The sequence below is a fragment of the Sphingobium sp. MP9-4 genome, assembly GCF_005281675.1.
Lineage (GTDB): Bacteria > Pseudomonadota > Alphaproteobacteria > Sphingomonadales > Sphingomonadaceae > Sphingobium > Sphingobium yanoikuyae.
Genome location: NZ_LUFI01000025.1, coordinates 37,188 through 61,686 on the forward strand (window position 1 = coordinate 37,188; position 24,499 = coordinate 61,686).

17 protein-coding genes are annotated in these 24,499 nt (G+C 61.2%); 7 read left to right on the forward strand and 10 right to left on the reverse strand.

Features of this window, described 5'->3' with window-relative positions; translation table 11 throughout:
• Positions 1–13: 13 nt before the first annotated feature.
• The 4 genes from A0U87_RS06990 to A0U87_RS07005 form a co-directional block, all read right to left on the reverse strand.
• A complete protein-coding gene (locus A0U87_RS06990; protein ID WP_206366582.1) occupies positions 14–1,933 on the reverse strand; it encodes an Atxe2 family lasso peptide isopeptidase in 1,920 nt (639 codons plus the stop codon).
• A gap of 155 nt (positions 1,934–2,088) precedes the next feature.
• Complete coding sequence (locus A0U87_RS06995; RefSeq protein ID WP_137405342.1) at positions 2,089–4,653, reverse strand: TonB-dependent receptor; 2,565 nt, start codon at positions 4,651–4,653, stop codon at positions 2,089–2,091.
• 88 nt (positions 4,654–4,741) lie between these two features.
• Positions 4,742–5,770, reverse strand: a complete 1,029-nt coding sequence (locus A0U87_RS07000) for a FecR domain-containing protein (protein ID WP_137405343.1) — start codon at positions 5,768–5,770, stop codon at positions 4,742–4,744.
• Positions 5,767–6,312 (reverse strand): sigma-70 family RNA polymerase sigma factor, encoded by a 546-nt coding sequence (locus A0U87_RS07005; protein WP_137405344.1) that lies wholly within the window; start codon positions 6,310–6,312, stop codon positions 5,767–5,769. The genes A0U87_RS07000 and A0U87_RS07005 overlap by 4 nt, the downstream gene beginning before the upstream one ends.
• A gap of 560 nt (positions 6,313–6,872) precedes the next feature.
• On the opposite strand from A0U87_RS07005, the gene A0U87_RS07010 reads away from it, so the two are divergent.
• Positions 6,873–7,958 (forward strand): MarR family transcriptional regulator, encoded by a 1,086-nt coding sequence (locus tag A0U87_RS07010; protein ID WP_137405345.1) that lies wholly within the window; start codon positions 6,873–6,875, stop codon positions 7,956–7,958.
• On the forward strand, positions 7,958–8,866 hold the full coding sequence (locus tag A0U87_RS07015; protein ID WP_137405346.1) for an antitoxin: 909 nt from the start codon (positions 7,958–7,960) through the stop codon (positions 8,864–8,866). The genes A0U87_RS07010 and A0U87_RS07015 overlap by 1 nt, the downstream gene beginning before the upstream one ends.
• 208 nt (positions 8,867–9,074) lie before the next feature.
• On the opposite strand, the gene A0U87_RS07020 is transcribed toward A0U87_RS07015, so the two are convergent.
• The 5 genes from A0U87_RS07020 to A0U87_RS07040 form a co-directional block, all read right to left on the reverse strand.
• On the reverse strand, positions 9,075–9,308 hold the full coding sequence (locus A0U87_RS07020; RefSeq protein WP_137405347.1) for a DUF6429 family protein: 234 nt from the start codon (positions 9,306–9,308) through the stop codon (positions 9,075–9,077).
• An 81-nt stretch (positions 9,309–9,389) separates the two neighbouring features.
• Positions 9,390–9,731 (reverse strand): MarR family transcriptional regulator, encoded by a 342-nt coding sequence (locus A0U87_RS07025; RefSeq protein ID WP_021228339.1) that lies wholly within the window; start codon positions 9,729–9,731, stop codon positions 9,390–9,392.
• Positions 9,732–9,737: 6 nt separating this feature from the next.
• Positions 9,738–10,652 (reverse strand): phytanoyl-CoA dioxygenase family protein, encoded by a 915-nt coding sequence (locus A0U87_RS07030; protein WP_137405348.1) that lies wholly within the window; start codon positions 10,650–10,652, stop codon positions 9,738–9,740.
• Between the two features lie 12 nt (positions 10,653–10,664).
• Positions 10,665–11,291 carry an acyl-homoserine-lactone synthase gene (locus tag A0U87_RS07035; RefSeq protein ID WP_137405349.1) on the reverse strand — a complete coding sequence of 209 codons (627 nt, stop codon included), beginning with the start codon at positions 11,289–11,291 and terminating at the stop codon, positions 10,665–10,667.
• A 78-nt stretch (positions 11,292–11,369) separates the two neighbouring features.
• Positions 11,370–12,125: an autoinducer binding domain-containing protein gene (locus A0U87_RS07040; RefSeq protein ID WP_170978367.1), complete on the reverse strand. Its 756-nt coding sequence runs from the start codon at positions 12,123–12,125 to the stop codon at positions 11,370–11,372.
• A 508-nt stretch (positions 12,126–12,633) separates the two neighbouring features.
• On the opposite strand from A0U87_RS07040, the gene A0U87_RS07050 reads away from it, so the two are divergent.
• The 4 genes from A0U87_RS07050 to A0U87_RS07065 all read left to right on the forward strand — a co-directional run bounded on the left by A0U87_RS07050 (position 12,634) and on the right by A0U87_RS07065 (position 19,620).
• On the forward strand, positions 12,634–13,569 hold the full coding sequence (locus tag A0U87_RS07050) for a toprim domain-containing protein (RefSeq protein ID WP_240700516.1): 936 nt from the start codon (positions 12,634–12,636) through the stop codon (positions 13,567–13,569).
• Positions 13,570–13,636: 67 nt separating this feature from the next.
• Positions 13,637–15,784, forward strand: a complete 2,148-nt coding sequence (locus A0U87_RS07055; RefSeq protein ID WP_240700517.1) for a ParB/RepB/Spo0J family partition protein — start codon at positions 13,637–13,639, stop codon at positions 15,782–15,784.
• Between the two features lie 335 nt (positions 15,785–16,119).
• On the forward strand, positions 16,120–17,115 hold the full coding sequence (locus tag A0U87_RS07060; RefSeq protein WP_137405389.1) for an ATP-binding protein: 996 nt from the start codon (positions 16,120–16,122) through the stop codon (positions 17,113–17,115).
• A 3-nt stretch (positions 17,116–17,118) separates the two neighbouring features.
• Positions 17,119–19,620, forward strand: coding sequence for a S8 family peptidase (locus A0U87_RS07065; protein ID WP_137405352.1), 2,502 nt, complete (start codon positions 17,119–17,121; stop codon positions 19,618–19,620).
• A 96-nt stretch (positions 19,621–19,716) separates the two neighbouring features.
• On the opposite strand, the gene A0U87_RS07075 is transcribed toward A0U87_RS07065, so the two are convergent.
• Positions 19,717–19,983: a type II toxin-antitoxin system ParD family antitoxin gene (locus tag A0U87_RS07075; protein WP_137405353.1), complete on the reverse strand. Its 267-nt coding sequence runs from the start codon at positions 19,981–19,983 to the stop codon at positions 19,717–19,719.
• Positions 19,984–20,207: 224 nt separating this feature from the next.
• On the opposite strand from A0U87_RS07075, the gene A0U87_RS07080 reads away from it, so the two are divergent.
• Positions 20,208–24,488: a strawberry notch-like NTP hydrolase domain-containing protein gene (locus A0U87_RS07080; RefSeq protein ID WP_137405354.1), complete on the forward strand. Its 4,281-nt coding sequence runs from the start codon at positions 20,208–20,210 to the stop codon at positions 24,486–24,488.
• The last annotated feature ends 11 nt before the right edge of the window (positions 24,489–24,499 follow it).

A 24,499-nucleotide genomic window follows, 5' to 3' on the forward strand; every position in this document is an offset into this window, starting at 1 on the left:
TGAATCTATAGAGTTATGGCGAAAGCTGCTTCTGCAGCCATGCTATGTTCCTACGGTATATCGCCAGACGATGGGCCGGATGCACTTTTACGTGCCCCTCGTCAGGATAGACAAACATTTCGATTGGCCATCCACGTCCCTTGAGTTCGCGATATGTGGTAAGAGCCATACGGTACTCGCCGGATGAAGCCTGAATAAGCATTGGTACAGGACGTGCTCTCGGTGCATCCATTAGAGACACCTCCCGCCAGAACCCCGGATTTGCGGCGAAGGAAGTAGGATAGCCAATCTCTACGTAGAAATCGTGCAAGGCTTCTCCGGCCAGCGCCAGCGTCGAAGGCGCCTCGCAGCAGGTGCTGAGAATCGCAGCTGAAAATAGTGTCGAGTTCGACAAGGCGAAAGTTGCAGTTGATGCGCCATCGCTCAAGCCTGTGATCGCAACACGATTGGCGTCTACTAGGCCTTCATTCACAAGTTTATCAATAATTACCTTAAGCGAGGACAGATTGCTTCTGCGATCGGCCCAGCCATTTATGCTTGCTTTGAGAAGCTCAATTTGGTCCTTGGGCTTGTGCAGTGATCCGTACCACATGGGGCGGTTGAAGCTAAGTACAGCGAAACCTTGTGCCGCCATGGCCTGGATTGGATATTCGTCGCCAGTGCCGCCGCGGAGAAAGCCACGCGAGTCGTATTGAACAATGACGAGCGGCAATCTTTTCCGTTCTCTAGGACTTGGAGGAAGGACGAGATCACCGAAGGTCGAAATGTTGAATTCGTTAGACCATTCCAGCCGCCTGACTGAGCCCGAGGACAGCTTGTCAAACCACGGATTCGGATCGAAAAGGGTGCGTCGACGTCCATCGCTCGGCGAGACCGCGATGATCCTGCGCGGCTTCGTCGATGTTTCTTGGGCGCAGACAAGCTGCTGCTGCCACGGTCGACAACCAAACACAGCGTCAATCGTACTTAGGAACCGGCGCGGCTTCCCGTTTCCAGGTGACCAGATGAAGAATTCTGTACGGTTATCTCCAATGCCGGTATATCGTTGATATAGAAGGTGGTTTCCATCATCTGACCACCACATCGCGACTATGTTGGAACAAACATCCCATCCGCATGCAATATCATGCTTTTCGACCTTCACCTTCAATGCCGTCTCACCGCTGACACTGTCGCTTTCGCGGGTGGTCCAGGCCAGACGCGAACCATCGTTCGATTCCGCAAATCTGATGCTTCCTGCAGGTCGCGAGGCAGATGGATGCAGCGCGCTCACATCATCGGGACGGACGGCTCGGCCAGCACGATTTTGGACGTCTATCGCCTGATCAATTGATGGAATATCGGACGAAACAAACGGGCGGTCACCGGACAGCGGCCAGAAGCGACCGTCATAGTGGTAGCCTTGGCGCCCCTCCGCTTCGATTGAAGCAAGGGCCTCGATCCTTCCTGGACGGCTTGAAAACAACACGGCTGTACCATCAGGCGACCACGAAAGAGCTTCAATGTCTACTGCGCTCGAGAGCAGCAGATGTGACGACGCGCTAGCCAGTTCATATATCCAGATTTCAGATCGGGTTCCGGCGATTTTTGTATATGCAAGGCTCCCACCGGATGGCGACCAGCGCAAGAGCGCCGCTTTTGGCCCTCCGACCGGGATATCGGCAATTCCGTAAATGTCACCCGTCGCTGGTGCGATGTCCCCACCATCGTCAATGACCTTCGTCCTATTCTTTGAGTCCAGCGGGACGAGGGCGATCGCGGTGCAATAGCTATCGTCCCCCACGATGGCACGCCGAGCGCGTACGGCCAGGAACGCCCCTCCCGGCTGAAGCTCAAAGGCGTATGATGACGGCGAGACCCCAGGGTCGCCGAAATCCGTCAAATTGACGAGATCTTCCGCAGATATCCCTCGCTTGCCTTCTTGCCCGAACATCTCACGAGGCGCCAATTCGCACCGTTTCGATTCAGCGAAGGCGGTCTCCGAAAAGGAACCGAATGCGAGAGCCGCGACAAGGCTCAAGCCGGTTGTTGCACGAGACCGGGCCATATATTCACTCAGAGAAAGTTGGATGATGTTCCGCGGTCGGCTCAGAAGTCCTTGGCTATTGTGAGGCTTATGAACCGGCCAATGGCGGAGAAATTCGTAGAGTCGTAGTTTGCGTAATAGCTGTAGCCGCCGCTCGGAGCCGCGTATGGGGGACGCTTGTTAAAGACATTCTGGGCATTCAACGTGAAGCTTATGCCGGAGAAATTAGCGAAGTCGTCCGGCAAGGTGTAACGCAACGACAAATCGACCGTAGTTTGCGATTCAAGATCGACGTGAGGTTCGGTCCGATTATCGGTAATTCCGGCAATATGATTGATATAAACAGCGGCCGCCGACCCACCATTGGTCCAACCTACGCTCGCGCGACCCTTGAACCTGGCGGGATTAAAAATTGTCCCGGCAAGCGGCATCCAGCCTGCATTCGATGTCAGTTCCTGCTTGGACCAAAGCCAAGCGCCGTTGGCGTTCAGAAGCAGTGTCGAACTTGGGCTTACTGCTATCCGGTAGTCCAGCGAGATATCAACACCTTCAATACGCTGCCGAACAGCATTCGTGTTCCTGTTATGGAGGATCGCGACGACGTTATCGACCTGTGACGAACCGGAATAGTTATAGAACTGGGCAGAGTTGGCGATGATTTGATCGATATCGGTCTGCGAAGGGCTGTAGGCGACAAAATCCGAGAAACTTTCGTCCGACAGGGCCCGAAAAATGGCAGTCCCCGCGACGGGCTGCACGACACGGTCTTTGTAGTCGACATTGAAATATGTCGCTTGAAAGCTAAATTCATCCAGGAAATTTGGACGGATCGCCGTCGACACTGACCATGACGTTGCTTTTTCCGGTTTTAGATTTGGGCTTCCGCCAATATCGACGAGCAATGTCGAGCCGCTGGGAAAGCGATCTCCACCAAAATAGTTCGCGGGATAAAGGTAGCTGTAGTTGGTCGCGAACTGATCGTAGAGACTTGGTGCCTTGAACGACTTCCCCCACGTACCCTTAATTTCGATCTCGTCGGAAATCCCGTAAATGACCCCGAATTTGGGGACCGCGACCGAGGCGATTTGGGGGTAATGCTCGAAACGCAGTGCTGCGTTGAACTCCAGCTTTTTCAGGAAGTTTATATCCTGAGCCGGCCCGACGGCCGGGATCGAAATTTCCGTGAAGCCGTAATAGCTCTCAACTGAGCCGCGGGAATCCGGCAATGCGGCCTCGTCGCGAACAGCGATATGCTGGTTGTATCGATAGCCGCCGCCCGCCACAATCTTCACGGGGTTGCTGTTAAGCTCGGCGACCGACCCTGTAGCGAAGGCTTCCACATTGATCAGCTCATTGCAGTAGCAACCGCGGGTATGGCTCATGGTGGTGCCATTCGATACCCACGCCTGATCAAACCGAATACGGTCACGTCCATAGGTGCCGGATACGGTTACGTCCCATCCACTTCCTGCGTCGATTTTTATGTTCGGTGATACAGAATAGGAGGTCGTAGTTGGCATATTCTCATAAATATACTCAGCCGATTCGCCATACGATCGAAAAGTTGTTCGGCGACTATATGTTGCATCGACTGAGAAATTTACTGTGTCGGAAAGGGCCTGCGTGGCAGAAAGGAGACCACTCGTCTGACTAACTCTGGGATAGAGAGTGTTGCCATCTGGCATGTATGCCGTATAGGTCCGATCCTTCGCGTCAATCTCGGAATTGTGATCATAGCTGATTGCCGCCATCACATTGCCAGATTTCCAACTTTTTCCTGCAACTGCACTGTACTGCTGTCGGAAATTCCCTCCACCTGTCGCGCCCCCGATTGTGCTCGAAACCGATATGCCTTCGTAGTTACGCTTGAGGATGATGTTTACCACGCCGCCGACAGCATCCGTGCCGTAAACTGCTGATGCCCCATCCGGGACAATTTCGACCCTATCGACCGCAGCAAGCGGAATGGTGCTGAGATCGACGGCCTGAACGACGGACCCATAGGACAGGCGATGGCCGTTCAATAGCGTCAAAGTGGCATCGCCGCCGAGTCCGCGCAGATTGGCGGATGAGCCAGATGAGAGATCGAGGTTGTTCACCCCGACCGCGCCGGACAGTACACCCAGGTTTTGTCCGCCGCCGAAATTCTGTGGCAACGTTCGAAGCGCCTGCCCGAGATCCGTTTGGCCTGCAAGCTTTATGGCGTCAGCGTCTAAGCGGATCATGGCCGAAGCGGAATCCGCTGTCTCAATTCGCGACCCGGTCACGATGATGTCACTTTCGCCGTTTCCCAATCTGTCGTTTTTTGCCGAACGAACATTCTCGCGAACAATCAGGGCTCCTTCGGCGACTTCAGCCGTCAGCTGTGTTCCAGCAAGTAACTGCCGGGCAGCCTCTTCAATCGTGAATGTTCCTGAGAGACGCTTTGACCTTTTGCCCCGCAACGGATCGGCGGGCGCAGAGAATTCCAAACCACCTTCGCGCGCGACTTTGCGAAGGGCCTCCGTAAGCGATTGGGCCGGGAGATCGAAGGCGACAGACTTGTCCGCCTGCGCCGAAGCAGGAGAAACCGCGATCAAAGCACTGACTGCAATGCCTACAAGAAAACCGCTACGAACCGCTCGCATGCCTATCCCCCAGACCTGATGAAACGCGCATCCCTGGATGCGTTCAGTGGGTCAGACGGGATAAATTGCGAAACTAGCGGCGGGTGAGCTACTTCTTGAGAATGATCTTGTCGTTGCCTTGAAACTCGACGGTCAGACCGAGAGAACGGGCAAGATGTTTGGCGACATTCTGTGGGTTGCGGATATGCAGATCGGCGCTCACGCGCATGTTGGCGATCTCGGGCGTATCGGCAACTATTTGCACCTGCGAATAGAGGTTAGCTTCCGCCAATATCGAACCAACGGTTTCGTCATTATAACTCTTCACGCCGGTCACCCATTGCCCTTCGTTTTCCGGCGCCGGTTCAGGAACAGCCGGTGCTTCCTGGCTAGCAGCCGGAGAATAGCGAAGTCTTTCACCGGGTTCGAGATATCGTTTCACAACCCGGCCGTTGACCCGTTGCGGCTGACAGGGCGGGGTGACGGCGACCTTTCCTTCGAAGAGCACGATGTTCACCTTGCATTGCGCCCGCCGTTCCACATCGAACACCGTTCCAAGCGCCGTTGTGGAGCCGCCGTCAGCCATTACGGTGAACGGGCGGGAGCGGTCATGCGCCACCTCAAAATGAACCCGCCCGTGGTCGAGTTCGAGATCCCTTCGGTCCGATCCCATCCACACCAGCAGGCGGCTGTCGCTATCGAGCGTCACCACCGATCCATCCGCAAGCGTGACCTTGCGCACCTCTCCCCTTTTCGTGCTGAGCACGAGGGGGTCATCCTGCACGCGACCGCCTCCTACCGCGACCTCTCGCTTTCCCTGGGGCTGAGCCGCTTCCTTCTTGAAGCCCAATACGCCGATGACAAGCAGGCCTATCACCGAGGCGGCGATCGCCAGTTTCCAAAGCCCTTGACGAGAAGGGCTGTTTTGGACCTCGGGTTCGCCGGAGCGGAGACTCTCACCGGCGGCATCGAGTCGAAGTATTTTCGCCTCGATTTCGTCGAAGGCTGTCCGATGTTCGGGAGCCTCATCGCACCAGCGCATCGCCGCAGCTCGTTTCACCGGGTCATCTTTGGATTCGAGCACCCAAAGTGTCGCCTGCTCGTCGATCGAAAGCTTGGGATCCTGCCCTTCCGTCATCGGTCGTCCATCCTTGCCATCAGATGGCCCAATGTTTTGAGCATGTTCCTCTTCACCGCCCACTCGCTCAGCCCCATGCGCTTTCCGATATCGCGAAAACTATAGCCGTCAACGCGGTTGAGGAGGAATATCTCTCGATCAAATGGTTCGAGTTCCAGCAGCAGTTTTTCACAAAAGGCCAGGTCCTCGCGCGCGGCCAACGCGCGGTGCTGATCTGAATCGCCCGGAAGTTCAGCAGCGTCCGACAGGGGGCTTTTCAGTTTTGCCACGCGGGTAGAAGAACGGTCTACCCAATCGCGCAGCAGGTTGGTCGCGATACGCCGGAGATAGTGCTGCGGCGAGGTCAGCATTTTTCCCGCGCCGCTCCGGACGAACCGAAGAAAGGTTTCCTGCGCAAGCTCATCCGCTTCCGCGCGCGTGACCGAGTTTCGGTAAAAGTACCGCACCAGCCGGGGATTCTCCTCCTGATAGAGGCGGACGATCAGATCATCGTCATCGGCCGTATGGGCAGCATCGCTACCAGTGTGGGCATCATTAGCCATGGCATTCGCTCGCCGCCGGACGAGCCGACAGTCCCGATGTAACATTGCCACCGACCGCCTCGATCACTGCGGCCGCATTGCCCTGATCTTTCGATTGATCTCTTCGCCCCATTCGCCGCACCTATGTCCACTCGGAGCGACGGCCGAAGCCGGATGTTGGAAACCTGTCTCATGGCAGGCGCATGCGCCTTTACCGTTGCCAGCTGGACATACGCGCATGCCACCCGGCCGAAAACCGACCGAGTTCATGAGAAAAAGGGGTTTCCACGCCCCACTCCCAGATTTCATGGGAGCACAGGCATTTGTGCATGGGAACTGTGCGGAGGCAAGAGCTAATTGACAGCCGGTGCATCGAACACCACGCGGCGGAGTCCCCTTTGGAACTGGGTAACGACATCGGGAGGCGGGTCGTCCTGCCACCGCAAATCAATGCGTCAGCGGGTGTGGCACCCATGCCCGGACGGGAATGCGTGTCGCATGCGCCTTAAATTTCCTGATCAGTAGATATGGACAAATTGTCGAATATTCGATAAAACGGCCATATTCACTGGACATAAAATATGTTGAAATATGAGGCTGAAGAACGCGAGCTGCTGGACGGCCTGATCGATGCGATCGCGACGCTACCAGATGGCCATGCCGAAATCGATGGGCTCGAGGTTGCGATCGGACCGCGTGGGCGAGTCGATGCGCTGATCGATGCCCAGATCGGCGGGCAGGCGGTCCAACTCCTAGTCGAAACGAAACGTGAGGCCTTTCCACGCGACGTTCGCGAAACCGTCTGGCAATTGCGCAACCACCTCGCGCACATGCCGGCCAATCGCGAAATCCTGCCTTTCTTTATCGCGCGTGCCATCTCCCCTGGCGCGCGTGACATTCTGCGCGAAGAACGGGTTGGTTTCTACGACCTTGGCGGATCGCTCTACATCCCCGCCCGTCATGCCTTCGTCTATGTCGATCGCCCCGTCCCGAAGAAGAACGCTAAGATCTTCGGTTCCCTTTTCCAGGGGCAGAAGGCGCGGGTCGTCCAGGCCATATTTGATCGCCGATCCGAATGGCTCAGCGTCAAGGAGCTGGCGGAATCGACCGAAGTGTCACCGGCTACCGTCTCAGCAACTCTTACCGAACTGGAGCGACGTGAATGGGTCGACGTCGAGGGCGCCGGCCCCTCCAAATTGCGGCGCCTGCGCTCAGCCAAGGCGTTGGTCGACGCATGGTCCAGCTACATCACCGACCAGAAGCCGCCGAAACTCGCACGCTATTATGTCCCAGGCAGCAATGCGCTTGAACTCGCCCAGCAGCTGGACCGGGCGTGCCGCGAGGCCGACGCGGCCTATGCCGTGACGGCCGAAGCAGCCGCCCAGCTCTATGCGCCTTATCTGTCGAGCATCTCACAGGTGAAATGCCGGATCGAACCGGGCCGCCGGCAAGAAGAAGCGCTGGAACGGTTGAATGCGCGCCCCGTCAGCGAAGGCTGGAACCTCGGGCTTCTCGAGACCCGTGCCCGGGGCGATGTCACCGTGGCAGAAAGCGTGCAGGACGTGCGGCTCGCTTCGCCGCTGCAAGTCTATATCGACTTGCTGCAAGGCTCCGGCCGCTCTCGTGAGATGGCCGCGCACCTGCGGTCGGAAAGGCTCGACGCGTAATGACCAAGCCCCAGACGATCGGCGGCTACGGCACCGCCGTAACCGAGGCGTGCGAACGCGTGCTGGTGACCTTGCTGCGCGGTCTCGGCCCATGGAAGGATTCGGTCTTCCTGGTCGGGGGACTGGCGCCCCGATATCTGGTCACCGCGCGCCCGCCCAAGGTGCCGGCCCACGCCGGGACCGGTGATGTCGACATTGTCGTCGATGTCGGCATCCTCACGAACACCGACGCCTACAGCACGCTCGAAGAGAATCTGAAGGCGATGAAATTCGAGCGCGCCGAGAGCGACAAAGGTGCCAAGCAGTCCTGGGGTTGGCAGACCGAGATCGATGGCGGCGCCAGGATGATTCTCGAATTCCTCGCGGATTCCCCGGAACTAGGTGGCGGCAAGGTCCAGGAGCTGCCGACCGAAGGCAATGTCACCGCCATCAACATCCCGCATGCGTCGATGGTGTTCGATCTGCACGAACGGATCGAGATCACGGCGGATCTGCTGAACGGCGGCGGCCGGGCCACCGAGACCATCCGCTATGCCGACATCGTCAGCTTCACCTGCCTGAAGGCCTTCGCTTACGACCAGCGTCATGAGCGCAAGGACGCGCATGATCTTGTCTATTGCATCGAACATCATGACGGCGGGTTAGAGGCCGTCCACAAAGCATTCCACCAGGCACTCGAAGGCAAGCATGCCGACGTCATCCACGAGGCGATTGCTCGTCTCACAGCCCGCTTCCGCGATCCCAATGCCGACGAGAGCTATCTGCGTGATGGACCCGTTGCCGTTGCCCGGTTCGAGGACGACGATGCCGACGTCGAGATCGATGAGGAACTTCGCAATGCCCGGCTTCTCCGCCAAAGGCGCGCCGCGGATGTCATGGCCGCATTTCTCGGTCCATGGCTGAACTGACGAGCCGCCAGCGTCTGCGCGATTAAGTCCTCGATTTTTCTCCCGCCGGCCACCCTTTGTGAACCGGCTGTGTAGGCGTCGCCGGACCATGGCATGTGCCAAGTAATACCTGGCTCCTCAGCGGTGTGGCACTGGTAGGAGCAGCCCGACAAACAGACGGTGCCGGGACGTTCCATTACCCGAACTTCCGCCGGCAAATGACGCATCTTTAGCGGCGGGTGAACAGCTCATCAAAAAGACGTCCGGCTTCTTCCCGTCCCTCTGCCGTCAGTTCGACGGAGCGGGCCTTGCCGACCGGATTGGTGATGAACCCGCGCTGATGGAGCCGATCCATCGCATCCCAGTCAAAGCCTTTCCAGGCCATCCCTGTACCGCGCAAATTGTACCACAACAGCGCGAGCACTGCCGCGTCGATCCGGCCCGTGTCGATATCGTCACTCATCCCAGGCCGACCCTGTATCGATCCAGAAGCTGTCGCATGGCGCCGGATCATGCCCTGCCCACATCAAGATGATCTCGCTTATCACGGAAACAGCAATTTCGCGAGATCATCCATCACCTTGTCTATCCCTGCCCTCGTCCGCGCCGACAAGCGGATGAAGCTGCGCCGATGATCGTCAGGGTGCGGAATCCGGTCGAGCATTCCGGCCTCAACCATTTCAACGGTCCTGCGAAAACCCGTCGTTTCAGACAGACCTGAGAGACGGGCAAATTGTCTGAACACCTCCTCCATGTCCTTCTGCTCGATCATGTAAAGATCGAGAAACATCATCCATACCGGCCACTGGCGTCGACCGAGGCCCAGTTCACTTTCGGTGAAGCCGGGTTGTTCGACCAGAGCATTGCAGATGCGGCGGCGGACCATCGCGGCTCATCCATCTTCGGCCGGCGAACCGCCCAAACCTGGCAGGATCCGGCCGGCACGATAGTCCGCGATCAGCCGTTCCTGCTCGGGGCGAAGAACATCGATCGCGCCCTGCGCTCCATCGCCTATGGCATTGAGCAGCAGGGATGGGCATCGCCCTTCATGAGTTCCCAGGTTCGGGCGATGCGCCTGATATCCGGCAAGCGTCATGAGAGACCGGGGCAGGGATCGCGCAATCTCGGGCGGATAGGCCAGCCACGGCAGTTCATAGGGTTTGAGCCAACCGAGACTGTAGCTGATGATCATGCCGCGGCGGGAATTGGCCGACTTGTTGGCACCGCCCGCATGCAAGGTGGACCCAAGGAATATCAGCGCATCGCCTGGATCCATCTCCGCTGCGATCGCATCTTCCGCGGGCATCACGATCTCATCCTGCCGTCGGTGACTGCCGGGCCAGATCAGCGTGGCGCCATTTTCCGCCCGATACGCGGAGAAGGGCCACATCACGTTGACCATATATTCGACGCCGGCAGTGTGGACAGGCCACATGTCCTGATCGCGATGCGGCGGCTGTGCCACGCCGCCTGGTTCGATCTCGATCGCCTGCGTCAGGTTGAGCTGGATCGTGTCGCACCAGGGCTGGAGGAACCTCTCGACGACCGCCACCACAAGCGGGTCGAGCGCAAAGCGCCCCATGTGGCGCGAGCGCCGCAGGAGACCGTGGAAACGCCGCGTCGTCTCGCCATAGAACGGCCCGACCGAATGCGGGGTCGCTGCGAAATCCTGTTCGAGGTCGCATGCCAGCCTGTCGACCAGGCTGGACGGAACGGCGTTGCGGATGATGCAATAGCCTTCCGCCTCGAGGCGCTCGCAGCACGACTTCGTATCCGGCACCAGCCGGTCAAGAGCAATGATGGTCATGGGATGTCTCCGTCAGGCTGCGGCGCGGCCGTCAGCTTGGGCGTGGACGATGCGCATCGGCACATAAGTGCCTGCAGTCCGCAACTTGTCGGGTGTGTCGCCGTCGATGTCGATCACGAGAGCGCCGGTGCTCAGGCCCGCGATCTCCCGGGGCAAGCCCAGCGGCCGGCAGTCCCATCCGAGCGACAGGATCTGGCTCAGCCATCCTGAATCCGCGATGCATGTGAAACGGCGAATGCCCCGAAGCAGCGCAAACTCGACCACGGCCGTCGTGACCGCATTGCGGACCTGCAGTCTCCGCGCCGCGCGGTTACGCGGCGAAAGGCAGGCGCGGCTGAGCTCAAAGATATGCTCGCCCGATGGGACCGGGCCATCGCACAGTTCGGGGAAGATATTGCCCAGGACATGCGGGCGAACGCTCGGAAGCAGACGGATCGAGCCGTCATGCTCGCCGCGCTCATTGGTCGCGACGACGTAGATCGCATGCTCGTCGTCGAACTGGTCTACTTCATAGACGCCGTCGACGACCGGTACGTCCCAACCCAGCAGATCGACGAATATCCTTTTCCGGTCACGATACATGCCGTTCAGCACGGGAGAGCCTTCGCCCCATTCCGCGCCTTCGAAAATCTCGATCATGATGATGCTCCTTCGTTGGTGGAAAGGGCATCATCGGTGCGATCAACAACAGACTTCTATAACCGGAACTGGGTATTGCTAGTGCTTGCGGAGCATCTCCGGGAAGCTCGCGAGACCGTCGAACAGCACCCGGGCGATCAGATTGCACCGCTGGATGTTGCCGTATGAGCGAAACACCGCCTTGCAGTGCTGATGGGCCGTATTCCCGGAAATTCCGAGGATATCTCCCATTTCGGCGTAGCTCTTGCCTTGACCCAACAGCAACACGATTTCCCGTTGTCGTGGAGTGATCTCCGGAGTGGGATCAAGGCTCAATCCCGCGGCCATGCGTGCCTGTCGCCGCATTGCCTCGAACGCATGAGAGGCGGCGTAGAAGGCGGCAGGCAGAACCTCACGGGAGATATCCCCCGACAAGGGCGTGGCGAAGGTGCAGCTTCCGGAATATTCACCGGGAAGATGGACGGGGATCGTATAGCCGGCCCGGAAATTGCGCAGCGCGCCTCGTTCGAGGATGTGACGATGCCGCTCATTCAAGCGGTTCAGCAGATGAGGATCAGGCCAAATAAACCCCGTATTTCGACCGCTGCACAGGAAATGGATGGGATCATCCATATAGTAACCCTCATGGAAGACTTCGCTGAGCCAGCCAGGCGTGTAGTTCGAGATGCCGAAGGACGTGGATGGTGGACTAAGAAGGTCGACATGATGCCCGATCGCGAAATGCCGGAAACCCAGGAAATAGGTGAGATGTTCAAGAACCTCCTGTATTTCCTGACCATCCTTTGCTTCGTAAAATGCCTCAATGATCGACTGATATTCCTGGGAATGTAGCATGACTGGCTCCTTCTGGAGCGGGCTGTGAAATAGCCGTGTCCGCCGGCCGCCGCTCCAGAGCCGTCGGCCCCGAAATCCTATCAAAAATGCTGCGACGCAAAAATTTAGTTCTTTCTTCAACGTCGTGACAACCTTCATTTCACGAACGTTATTCGGTCGTCAAAGGGAAGGGGAGGGTGAGGCGAGAAGCGGGCTTACGCCCGGATTTCAACAAGATCGCGAGCTTCGTCATGCCTCCCCGGAGTCCCGCCAAAATGGTTCAAGCTGTTTTCGCAATTTTGTCGCGCATGCGAACCAGGTGGCGATCCGCAAGAGAGTTGCGCGAAGACACACGATGGCTGCGGCGCATCATTCGCTCCGAACCGGAACCTGGCCGACGGATACTCGAACTCTATTTCATCGAGAAATGTCCGGTCGATGATATCGCGATCCGGCTCGATCTATCCGTTGAAACGGTGCGTCGACACTTGCTGCGCGCAATACATCGCTTTGAAGAGGAGCGTGTGTCTTGAACGGTTTGCGCTCGCAAGCTGACCGGCATCGCCGCAACGCGCTATGTGTCGACTCGCTGCGGCTGCAGGAAATCGAGACAGCGGGTGCAAACCTCGTCAAACGTCTGGGCGGCAGATGGCGCGGTGGACAGGGGCTTTGTCTCTGCCCCGCCCATGACGATCATGACCCGAGCCTCTCCGTCCGCGTCGGCGACTCCGCCCTGCTGTTCAAATGCTTCGCCGGTTGCGACACGATCGCCGTCTTGCGGGCTATCCGCTACCTTCACCTGGACCTGCCCGAGCGAGGCGCCCCAATTCCCTCGATCAGGCACCGCTCCTTTCAAACCGGATCCGGGCCGGCACTGCGCGTCTGGGATGCCTCCAATCCAATCGCCGGCACGCCCGCCGCCACCTATCTCGTCAACCGCTTCCTTGTGCCGCCCTGGCGCGACCTTCGCTACAACCCGCGCACGCCGTTGGGGCGGGGGAGGGCTGCCGTGTTTCGACCCGCGCTCATTGCCGCAGTCCGCGAGGGCCATCGGATCGTTGCCATCCATCGCACCTTTCTCGATCCCGTAGCGGCCTTGAAAGCCAATGATCTGGCCGACCCGCGGATGATGCTTGGACGCCCTGGCCGCGGCGCGGTGCAGCTAGCGCCTGCGACCACTACTCTTGGCCTTGCCGAAGGCATCGAAACGGCGCTCGCTGCGATGCACCTTCATCGAATCCCGGTCTGGGCAACGCTCGGCGCCGAACGCGCTGCGCATGTCCTGCTGCCAAGCCGACTGGAACGCCTCGTGCTGCTCTTCGACAGGGATGTGGCGGGATGGAAAGCGAACCGCCAGATCCGGCTAGCTCATCAGCATACGGGTCTGAAGGTCTTCAGCCCATGGCCCCCCGTTCCTCATAATGACTGGGCGGATGTGCTCGAGGACATGCCGCGCGCGGCGTGACGATCTCGCCAATGCGGAAATCTGTTCGCAGCCACGAGCGCAAGGACGCTTCCATCGCTGACAAGCCATGTCGCCTGCGATCCTGTCTCGTACGGCCCCGGCCCGGCGCAGCAAGAGGGAAGGGAGAGGGGATGGGCGGTTCGATGAGCGAGCCGCACCAATGGAGAAACCCATGTCCCAGACTCCCATTCCCGTACCCGCTGCCAATCTCACCAAGTCACCCGTCAATGTCCGGACCCGCGGCGATGCGGACGCCGATGCGGAACTGGAAGCCAGCATCCTTGCCCACGGTCTCATCCAGAACCTGGTCGGGGTGCCGGTTTCGCGCAAGAAGGGCTACTACCGGATCACCGCCGGCGGTCGCCGCCTCGATGCCGTGCATCGCCTGATCGAAAAGGGGAGCCTGCCGGCCGATCATGCGATCCCCGTCCTGGTTCTCGACAACGCCAAGAATGGCCGCGAGGTCAGTCTCGTTGAAAATTTCGAGCGGCTTCCGATGGGACCTGGCGAGGAATGCCGCGCCTTCAGGGATATCATCGAGGTCGAAGGCAAGACGGCGGCCGACGTCGCCAAACGGTTCGGGCTCACCGAACGGTTCGTGATGGGCCGTCTGCGTCTCGCCAACCTTGCCGAGCCGATCTTCGAGGCACTCGAGAATGGCGAGATCACCCTTGATGTCGCCAAGGCCTATTGCACCACGGCCGACAGCGCGCGCCAGAAAGCGATCTGGGACATGCTCTCGGACAGCTACTGCGGCCATTCCGTCAGTGAAATCCGCCGCCGCATTAAGGACTATAGCTATCGGGGCAACGATCCCCGCGTGCTGCTGGTCGGTCGCGATGCATACACGGCCGCCGGCGGGCGGATCGAGGACGCCGATCTCTATTCGAACGCGGACGACGAACGCTGGATCGACACCCATATCGTCGACGAGCTTGCGATGATGAAACTCGCCGCCGAAGCGGACATGCTGCGCGAACGGGAAGGCTTTGCCGAGGTCCGTCCCGTCGCTAACACCCGCGTCCCCTACATGGACACCTACGCCCTGACGCCGTTGCTGGTCGAGGCGCCGGCGCTCAGCGAGGAGCAGGAACAGCGCAAGGTCGAAATCGAGGAGGAACTGGCCGAACTGGAAGCCGAACTCGAGGATGAAGGCTGCGAGCCGGACGAGGAGGACCAGAACCGCTACACCGCCCTCCAGACCGAGCTGTCGGCCATCGTCGAACGTGAACCCGTCGTCGATGCCGAGCAGAAGGCGAACGCGCTGGCCTATCTCGTGATCGGGCCGGACGGCCAGCCCCATATTCACCAGGAACTGTTCGTCGCGCCCGTCGCCGCTGACGAAGAGGGTGAAGATGATGAGGATGAAAGCCTCGAGGAGGGGGAAACCAACGGCGAAATCCTCGCCGAAGAGGCCGGCGAGGACGAAGCGCGAAACAGCGGCCCGGTGATGAGCCAGCGCCTGCGCGAGATGCTGGCTATGATGAAAACCGAATTGCTGGCGGTCCATGTCGCCAGCAATCCCGCGTTCGCGTTGGATCTGGGCACCTTCATCATGGTCGATCGCGAATGCCGCGTCTCGTCCTCCGACATTCCGAGCGATCTGCGCGCCTCGGCTTCCGCCCGCCTCCTCGCCGATTTCAAACCGGAAACGGCCGCTGTGGCGGAATGGAAGAAGCTCGATGAGGCGCTCGATCGAAGCTGGGTCAATCACCAAGCCATCGCGGATCGCTACGACGCCTTCTGCGCTCTCCCCGATGAAGCGCGCGCAGCCTGGCTGGGCTGGGCGATCGCCCGCACGCTGCAGGCCGTCCCGCTCGGCCGCCGCGAAGCAAGCTTCCTCGATCATCTGGGAACGAAGCTCGGGATCGATGTCGCGGCCTGGTGGCGGCCGACCGCACTCACCTACTTCGACAAGCTGACCAAGCCTGCCATTCTGAGCCTGTTCCAGGAGATCGGCGGTCTCGAGCTGCAATCGCGCTATGCCGGTTCCAAGAAGCACGATCTTTCGGCTTCGGCTGAGCGGCTTTTCGGAGGCGACGTCATCATCGAGCCCGAGATCAAGGAGCGGGCGCTTGCATGGCTTCCGGAAGCCATGCGCTTTGGCCCTGCCGAAATCGCCGGTGAACACGGCGAATTGAGCGACGATCGCGATGCATCACCCACTGGAATCGTCGACGCCGACAACGACGATCAGATTTCCCAGGCTGCCTGATCGGGACCGGGGGGATGGGCTACGGCCTGTCCCCCTGGCTTTGAGGTTCAACTTGGCGACGCCAAACGCCAGGCTCGCGCACTCTTGGAATCTATCCTCCAACAAGAGTAAGATGACTTTGCCCCGGCTCCTGCGCGAATTTGGCTATATGTCAGGCACTATCGCCTCTCAGCGAGAGAGCATATGTGCTGACACCCATCATTGACGAAGTCGACGGGACTGGTCTGCAAATGTCGCATCCCGCATCAGCTTGTTCTTCATTTCCCTTGGCGTTTGCGTTATCGAATCAGGAACGATGGGGGAAAATTGCGTGCGAAAGAAATCGAGTAGATTCAATGTCTAATGCCAAGCAGATATTGGCAATGCTGCGCAGTCGAGCCGAAGGCGACGACGAGCAGTTCTACTCGATCGCTTTGCAGGTGGCCGCCGCCGAGGCCCGGCAGGGTCGCCGGGACACCGCGAACGACTTGCGTGCGGCGGTCGATACTGCACGCGGCGCGCGTGGCGTCAGCCCATCCATTCCGATCGCTTTCGCCCGCCCGCGCGGTGATCTTGAAGGTCTCCTCGACCTTCGCGAACCGACAGTGACGCTCGCCGACGTGATCCTTCCGGCCGCCGTATCGGAGCGGCTTGGCAATGCTATTCTCCAGCAGCGGCGACGGGATTGGCTGCGCGAACATGGCAAGGCGCCCAACCGGCGTCTCCTTTTCGTCGGCCCGCCGGGATCAGGCAAAACCATGACCGCCGAAGCGCTGGCCGGCGAGTTGAAGCTACCACTCTTCATCATAAGGCTGGAGGCGCTCATTACCCGCTTCATGGGTGAGACCGCCGCCAAGCTGCGGCTCGTGTTCGACGAAACCCTCCGTCGTCGCGCCGTCTATCTGTTCGACGAGTTCGATGCCGTAGGCGGGCATCGCACCGCTTCCAACGACGTTGCCGAGATGCGCCGCGTCCTCAACAGCTTCCTCCAGTTCATGGAGGAAAAGAGCGCCACCGACAGCCCGCTCGTGGCGGCGACCAATCATCCCGAATTGCTCGATCGCGCTTTGCTGCGCCGCTTCGACGACGTGATAGAGTTCGAGCTGCCCTCCGCCGAACAGGTGCGGGCGGTGGTCAAGGCCAACCTCAAGCCGCTCAAATATCCCCGATTGGCGTGGTCCACCATCGAGAAGGCGGCGCGCGGCCTCAGCCAGGCCGAGATCGCGCGCGCGGCCGACGAAGCCGTCAAGGCTGCGATCCTCGACCAGCGCGACCAGATAACCACGCCCGACATCACCGCTCGCCTCGCCGAGCGCCAGGCGATGCGCACCGCGTTCTCCGCGAAACACTGACCTGTGGCGCAACACGACCGACCGCATCTCGACATTTCGGGACTGGCGCACAGCGTTGCTTTCAAGTCGCCGGGCAGCAATGCCCGGCAGCGCCCGCTCATCCGCATCCGCGCGGACCACGGCCAGCGCTTGATCGCCGAACTCGCTTCGGCTTTTCAGCACGCCGAGCAGGCCCGGCAGATGCCGGATGGCGCTCCGCCCCTTCCCCCGCCGGACGGCACTTTCCTTGAAGTGGAGCTGTCGCCGCAAGCCGGTCCGACCACGCTCGAACGCACGCGGGAGAAAACCCGGCAAGGCGCCGTGACGTTCACCGAACAAGGCGCGCGCCGGATCGCCTTGTTCGTGCCCGACGACATGCGCGACACGCTCGAAGCGGTGTTCCAGGATTACACGTTCGGGCCGCTCAACGAGCGCACCGGCTCGCCCAAAGGGAAAACCCGCGTCGAAGCGATCGAGCATATCCGCGAGGCGCGCATCCGCACCTTCTGGCGCGATGATCCCGCCGCATTGCCCGAAGACCCCCAGGCGGAAATGTGGTGGTCGCTGTGGTGCTTCCGCGACCGGGTTGACCGCGTTCTCGAAGCCGCCGCCCAGCTTGGGCTCCATGTCGGCGAGGCCGACACCTTCCTGCGCTTTCCCGAAACCATCGTCGTTCCGGTCTATGGTCGCCGCGCCGCGATCGAGTTGCTGCTGTTCGCGACGGGCGGCATTGCCGAGCTGCGACGCGCCAGCGACAATCCTCATGTTTTCACCCATGACCTGCGCGACGAGGCGCGCGCCTTCATCGACGACCTTGCCGAACGGACGATCTGGCCCGGCCGCGAGGCGCCGGCCATCTGCCTTCTCGATACCGGCGTCAATCGTGCCCATCCGCTGATCGAGCCCGCCCTGGCGGTCGAAGACCTGTTGAGCGTCGATCCCGCCTGGGGCGGCGACGATCATGCGCCCGGCTCCGGCCACGGCACCGGCATGGCGGGATTGGCGCTGCACGGCGACCTCGTGGCGCCCTTGGCCGATCAGGAACAGCGACGCCTGACCCACCGGCTGGAATCGGTCAAAATCCTGCCGCCCGCAGGGTTTCCCGCGAACGACCCTCACGCTTACGGTCCCATCACCCAAGGCGCCATCGCACGCGCCGAAATCCAGAACCCCGACCGCGCGCGCCTGTTCTGCATGGCCGTTACCAATGGCGGACGCAGCGGCGCCGAGGCGACCGCATGGAGCGCCGCCATCGACCAGGCTGCGGCCGGCGCCGAATCCGAGGATCAGGAAAACCCGTCGCCCAAGCGGCTCATCGTCCTCGCCGCAGGCAACGTCCCCGACCACGCCGATCCGGCGGAGATCACGGACGCCGACGCCTTTCCGGCGGAAGATCCCTGTCAGGCGTGGAACGCGCTGGCGATCGGCGGCTACACCGAAAAGAGCCAGATCGCGGAGGCCGGCTATCAGGACTGGACGCCGATGGCGGCGGTCGGCGCCGGAAGCCCCTACAGCCGCACCTCCTATCTCTGGCGCGCCGGTCAATCGCCGTTCAAGCCCGACCTCGTGTTCGAGGCGGGCAACCGGGCGATCAGCCCCGCCAAAACCGAAGCGATTGCCGGCCTCGACTCCCTTTCGCTTCTCACCACCGCGCGCGATGTCGGTCAGCGTCCGCTCGACAGCTTCTGGGCGACCAGCGCCGCCACGGCGCAGGCGGCGCGCCTAGCCGCGCAGATCGCGGCGGATCACCCCGACTATTGGCCCGAGACCATCCGCGCGCTGATGGTCCATAGCGCGCGCTGGACGCCGCTGATGACCGAGGCCATCGCGGCCTGCGCCGCCAAGCGCGACAAGGCGGATTGTCTTCGCCGCTATGGATATGGCCTTCCCGATCTCGCCCGCGCTCGCGCCTCCGCGATCGACGATCTCGCCCTTGTCGCGCAAAGGGAGATTCAGCCCTTCCGCAAGGAGGCGTCAGGCATCCGCTTCAACGAGGCCCATGTCTATCCGCTGCCCTGGCCACGCCAGATTCTCGAAGACCTCGACAATCTGCGCGTGCGGCTGAAGGTGACGCTCTCCTATTTCATCGAGCCCAATCCCAGCTTCGCCACGGCGATCGACCCGGCGCGCTACCAATCCTTCGGCCTGCGGTTCGACTTGAAGCGGTCACGCGAGACCACCGCGAACTTCCTGCGCAGGAACAACGCCGAAGGGCGTGAGGAGAATGACCCGCGGCCGGTCAGCGAGAATAATGATGGTTGGCTGTTCGGCGAGCGCACCATCTCGGCCGGATCGCTGCACGTCGATATTTGGGAAGGCCCTGCCGTCGAGCTGGCCGCCCGAAACATGCTCTATATCCATCCGATCACCGGCTGGTGGCGCGAGCGAACCGGGCTCAAGCGCTTCAACGACAGAGCGCGTTACGCCCTCGTCGTCAGTCTTGAGACGCCGGAGGCGGAAGTCGATCTCTACACTCCGATCGAGACGGCCATCCCGACGCTGATCGACGTCGAGATCGAAGGCTAAAGCGCTGCGCTGGCGACGCGGCAGCGTCGATATCGTCATAAACGGCATCAAGATGACCACGCGTTTCCGGCGTGAGGATGATGGAATGGACCACCTTCAGCCGCAGTTGGCGGTACGCTCATGACGTTCGGCCAGGCCGGCGCGCACCTCTTCTAGCGGAATCCTGCGCGAGGGATCGGCCTGATAGGCGTCATGGCCAGGGACGACCTCATCGCGGAGCCATGTCTCCAGGGCCTGGAACGCGCGCAGCCCATCGCGAATGACTTCGCTCTCGCTGGCATATTCGCCCGACACCGCCTTGGCGCGCACTGGCACCGCCATGTCGTTCCGCAGCGTCACGTTGAACTGTTGGGGCGTCCGCATGGAATACACTCCTTGTGGATATGATCTAATCCTAATCGCACCATCCTCCAAGCCGAGCAGCAAGGCAGGTGCCGGGATGGCTGTCAGCCCCTGAAGAACTGGACGGTCTCCCTCGGACCCGGTCCGATTTTCCACACAGTATCCGACCGCGCAAATCCGAGCGCCCCACTGGAGGAGAGCGGGAAGGGGACAGGAGGATTGTCCTGTTGTCCCAAGAGGTGCCCATGAACTTGCCCCAACTCGCCCTGTCGCAGACCCAAGATAGCGCCACATGCCTGTCCGAGGTCGCCCGCTCTCTTTCCCATCGCCTGCGCAATGGCGCCGCCGTCAGTCGCCAGGGCCTCAAGCGCTTGATGACCGAGGCTTTCGGCGATGACGATGCCGGCGGGCTCTGGTCGATGCGCGATGCCTATGACGCATTGGAAACCGCCCAGGTCCTGCTCCTCGCCGATCCGCAAGGCTCGCTCCTTGGTGGCACGCCTGCCGACATATTCGAACGTCTGCGGCAGTTCGAGCGCGGCTTGCGAACCCAGACCTATCGCTCGGAAAAGCAGGTCGATCTCCAGCAGTTCAGCACGCCGATCACCCTGGCCTGGCTCGTGGCCATAGCGGCGCGCTGCCGACCGGACGATATCTTGCTCGAACCCTCGGCCGGCACCGGCATGCTTGCCGTCCATGGCCTGCGGGCAGGCGCGCACCTGCTTCTCAACGAACATGATCCGGCGCGCGCCGACCTCCTGTCCCGGAATTTCGGTCAGACTGTTACCCGCCATGACGGCGAGAATATCCATGATCTGCTGGCAGGCGAGCAGTCGCCGACGCTGGTGCTGATCAATCCGCCCTTCAGCCGCAGCGCCGGGCGCGGGATCGACCGTCATGCCGGCGCGCGCCATCTGCGCGCCGCACTGGCGTGCCTGGCCCCTGGTGGGCGATGCGTTGCCATCATGCCCACCAGCTTCTCGCCTGAAGGGTCCGCGGCGCTTGGCTATAATGCCGTGGCCGAACTTGTGCCACCCCGCGCCGAACTCACCATATCGGGCAGTCCATACGCCAAGCATGGCACGGGGGTCGATGTGCGGTTGCTGGTCTTCGACAAGGGATGGACCGGCACGCCCGAGCGCCACGTTGCCGGTGACATCGAAGCCGCGCTACGCCTCGTGCTTGCCATGCCCGATCGGCTCGATCCCCTCGAGCCGCCGCCGCTTGCCCCGCCGCCGGCCGCCGCTGCACCCCGTTCCCTTATCCCTCCCGCCCAATCGCCCGCCATGCTCTTCGCGCGCATGAACGGCCAACGGCTTACGCCACCCTCCCGGATCGCCGCCACGGCGGATGAGGCGCGGCCGATTATCTATACCGCGCAACAGGCGCCGCTTGCGCCTGGCGAGACCATCGGCATTTACTCCGCCTGGCGCCTCGCGCGGATCGCCATCGAGGATGCTTCCCGGCATCCCGACGACCTCGTCGAATCCATCGCCATGGCTTCTGTGTCGCTTCCGGCACCCAGCTATCAGCCAATGCTCCAGGACCGCGCGATCAAGGCACTCTCGGAGGCGCAGCTCGAAACCATCATCTATGCGGGCGACGCCCATGAGCGCGATCTTGCCGGTCGCTTCTCGGCCAATCTCGCCGGCGATCGCCTGATCGAGGACAGGGACGGTCACCACTATCGCACCGGCTTTTTCATCGCCGACGGCACCGGCGTCGGCAAAGGCCGCGAGGCGGCAGGCATCATTCTCGACCAGTGGAACCGCGGCAATCGCCGCGCGATCTGGATTTCCATGGCTGACCTGATTGAGGACGCGCGCCGCGACTGGACGGCACTAGGCGGCCTTGCCATCGATATCCAGCCGATCGCAAATTTCCCTCTCGGCAAACCGATCACGATGGAAAGCGGCATCGTCTTCCTGACCTATGCCGGCCTGCGCTCCGCCCGCCATGACTCGGCATCGCGCCTGCAGCAGTTGCTGGACTGGACCGGCGAGGACTTTGCCGGTGTGATCGTCTTCGACGAGTCCCACGCGCTGGCCCATGCCGGCGGCACGGAAACCGATTTCGGGAAGGCTCAAGGGTCGGAACAGGGGCTGGCGGGCGTCCGGTTGCAAAATGCCCTGCCACGGGCCCGCATTCTCTATATGTCGGCCACCGGCGCGGCGAAGCCTGAAAACCTCTCCTATGCCGTTCGCCTTGGCCTCTGGGGACCGGGCACGGCCTTTGCCACGCGCGACATGTTCATGAAGGCGATGGAGGAGGGTGGCATTGCAGCGCTTGAGGTCGTTTGCCGCGACCTTAAGGCGATGGGCCTCTACACCGCCCGGGCACTGAGCTTCGCGGGCGTCGAATATGAGCCGCTCGAACATGTGCTGACGCCCGACCAGATCGCGATCTACGACGCCTATGCGGATAGCTGGAGCATCATTCACCGCGGGCTACGCGAAGTGCTGGCCGAGATCGGCATCGTCGACCGGATATCGGGCAAGACGCAGAACGCACGGGCGCGCGGATCGGCGCTCAGTTCCTTCGAGTCGGCCAAGTTGAGGTTCTTTTCCAGCCTTCTCGTGAGCCTGAAAATCCCCTCGCTCATCAGGGCGATCGAACAGGAACTGGCGTCGGACAACGCCGTCTTGGTGCAGCTTGCGAGCACGGGTGAAGCCATCATGGACCGGCGGATCGCCGAACTCACCGCCGAGGAGCGGGCCATGCTGGATGTTCAGGTCTCGCCCAAAGAAACCCTTATCGACTATTTGAAAAATGCCTTCCCCATACGCCAGATGCGGGTCTTCCGGGCAGACGACGGCGCCGTGCGTGCCGAACCGATGACCGATGCCGAGGGCAATCCGGTGTTGTGCAGACAGGCGATCGCCGCTCGAGACGCACTGATCGAGGATCTGTGTGCGCTTCCGGCGATTCCGACTGCACTCGACGCCCTTATCGCGCATTTCGGAACCGACCGGGTCGCCGAGATCACCGGACGCTCGCGGCGCATCGTGACCGATATCACCGGGAAACAGAAAATCGAGAGGCGCGGCGCCCGCGCCAATGTCCTTGAAGTCCAGGCATTCCAGAACGGAAGCAAGCCGATCGCCGCCTTTTCGCTCGCGGGCAGCACCGGCCGGTCCATGCATTCCGACCGGAATTGCCCCACCGCCCACCGTCGGCGCGCGCATTTCCTACTCGAGCTGGGCTTCCGCATCCTCTCGGCCGTACAGGGCTTCGGGCGCAGTCATCGCACCAATCAGATGACCGCCCCTGTCTATCGACCGCTCACCACCGATTGCCGCGGCGAGCGCCGCTTCCTCAGCACCCTCATCCGCGGCCTCGAAGCATTGGGCGCCTTGACCAGGGGACAGCGCCAGACCGGATCGCAAAATCTCTTCGACCCGTCCGACAATCTGGAATCGGACTATGCTCGTGACGCACTCACACAGTGGTTCCATCTTCTCTACGAGGCCAAGCTGCGCAGCGTCTCGCTCGACGACTTTCAGGCGATGACGGGACTTGAGCTGTGCGACGAGGGCGGGGAACTGCTCGAGCGCCTGCCCCCTATCCATCGCTGGCTCAACCGGATCCTGGCGTTGCGGATCGCCACCCAGAACAGCATATTCGAGGAGTTTCTGGGACTGGTCGAGGATCGCGTCGAAGCAGCGCGCACGGCAGGCACACTGGACCTGGGCATCGAGACCATCCGCGCCGACCGCATGGATCTGCTGTCCGATCAACTCTTGCGCACCGATCCCGTGACCGGGGCCGAGACGAGGCTATTGCGCCTGGAACTGCATCGGCGGCCGCCGATCACCAACTGGGCGATGCTCCAGCTCGAATGCAAGGATGCGGACGATATCGCCTGGCTTCGCAATGCCCGCTCCGGCCGGGTGGCGCTGCGCGTGCCGACATGGCCGGGGCAGGATGAAGAGGGCAACTGGATCGAGCGATGCTATCTTCTTCGCCCCACAGGCCAGTCCCGCATGGAAGTCGCAGCCCTGGCGGCCAGCCACTGGGGCGAGATCGAGCGCGACACATTCCAGCACCTCTGGGAACAGGAGGCCACTGAAGCCGGCAAAAATCTTCTGGTCGAAACGATTACTCTCGCCACCGGCCTGCTATTGCCCGTCTGGAACAAGCTGCCCGAGGATGATGTGCGGGTGTGGCGGATCGACGATGGCGCCGGCACGTCCATCCTCGGGCGTATCATCCATCCTGCCGCCCTCGAACGGCTCGAAAGGGAGTTCGGGCTTGATGGCGGCATCGCCCTTGGTCCTGACGAAATCATCGCCGGCGCGCGTACTGGGACCGGCGTTCCGATCCCCGGACTTGGAACCGCAAGGCTCGCACGGGTTCATGTCAACGACAGTCCCCGTCTCGAGATCCGGGACTATCGCCCCGAAGATCGGTCCTGGCTGAAAGCATGCGGCGCATTCAGCGAGGTCGTGCAATTCAAGACGAGATTGTTCCTGCCACCCGAACGGGCGCGGGACATCGTTGCCAGGATTATCGCCGAGCGCCGCTGATCTCGGCTCGG

What these genes read in the sequence shown, in the direction of transcription:
- A0U87_RS07040 (WP_170978367.1), bottom strand. Translation starts at nt 12,125, where the DNA reads ATGCTACATTCCCAGGAATATCAGTCGATCATTGAGGCATTTTACGAA.
- A0U87_RS07020 (WP_137405347.1), bottom strand. Translation starts at nt 9,308, where the DNA reads ATGAGTGACGATATCGACACGGGCCGGATCGACGCGGCAGTGCTCGCG.
- A0U87_RS07075 (WP_137405353.1), bottom strand. Translation starts at nt 19,983, where the DNA reads ATGCGGACGCCCCAACAGTTCAACGTGACGCTGCGGAACGACATGGCG.
- A0U87_RS06995 (WP_137405342.1), bottom strand. Translation starts at nt 4,653, where the DNA reads ATGCGAGCGGTTCGTAGCGGTTTTCTTGTAGGCATTGCAGTCAGTGCT.
- A0U87_RS07035 (WP_137405349.1), bottom strand. Translation starts at nt 11,291, where the DNA reads ATGATCGAGATTTTCGAAGGCGCGGAATGGGGCGAAGGCTCTCCCGTG.
- A0U87_RS07015 (WP_137405346.1), top strand. Translation starts at nt 7,958, where the DNA reads ATGACCAAGCCCCAGACGATCGGCGGCTACGGCACCGCCGTAACCGAG.
- A0U87_RS07005 (WP_137405344.1), bottom strand. Translation starts at nt 6,312, where the DNA reads ATGGCTAATGATGCCCACACTGGTAGCGATGCTGCCCATACGGCCGAT.
- A0U87_RS07010 (WP_137405345.1), top strand. Translation starts at nt 6,873, where the DNA reads ATGTTGAAATATGAGGCTGAAGAACGCGAGCTGCTGGACGGCCTGATC.
- A0U87_RS07025 (WP_021228339.1), bottom strand. Translation starts at nt 9,731, where the DNA reads ATGGTCCGCCGCCGCATCTGCAATGCTCTGGTCGAACAACCCGGCTTC.
- A0U87_RS07055 (WP_240700517.1), top strand. Translation starts at nt 13,637, where the DNA reads ATGTCGCCTGCGATCCTGTCTCGTACGGCCCCGGCCCGGCGCAGCAAG.
- A0U87_RS07030 (WP_137405348.1), bottom strand. Translation starts at nt 10,652, where the DNA reads ATGACCATCATTGCTCTTGACCGGCTGGTGCCGGATACGAAGTCGTGC.
- A0U87_RS07080 (WP_137405354.1), top strand. Translation starts at nt 20,208, where the DNA reads ATGAACTTGCCCCAACTCGCCCTGTCGCAGACCCAAGATAGCGCCACA.
- A0U87_RS07000 (WP_137405343.1), bottom strand. Translation starts at nt 5,770, where the DNA reads ATGACGGAAGGGCAGGATCCCAAGCTTTCGATCGACGAGCAGGCGACA.
- A0U87_RS07060 (WP_137405389.1), top strand. Translation starts at nt 16,120, where the DNA reads ATGTCTAATGCCAAGCAGATATTGGCAATGCTGCGCAGTCGAGCCGAA.
- A0U87_RS06990 (WP_206366582.1), bottom strand. Translation starts at nt 1,933, where the DNA reads ATGTTCGGGCAAGAAGGCAAGCGAGGGATATCTGCGGAAGATCTCGTC.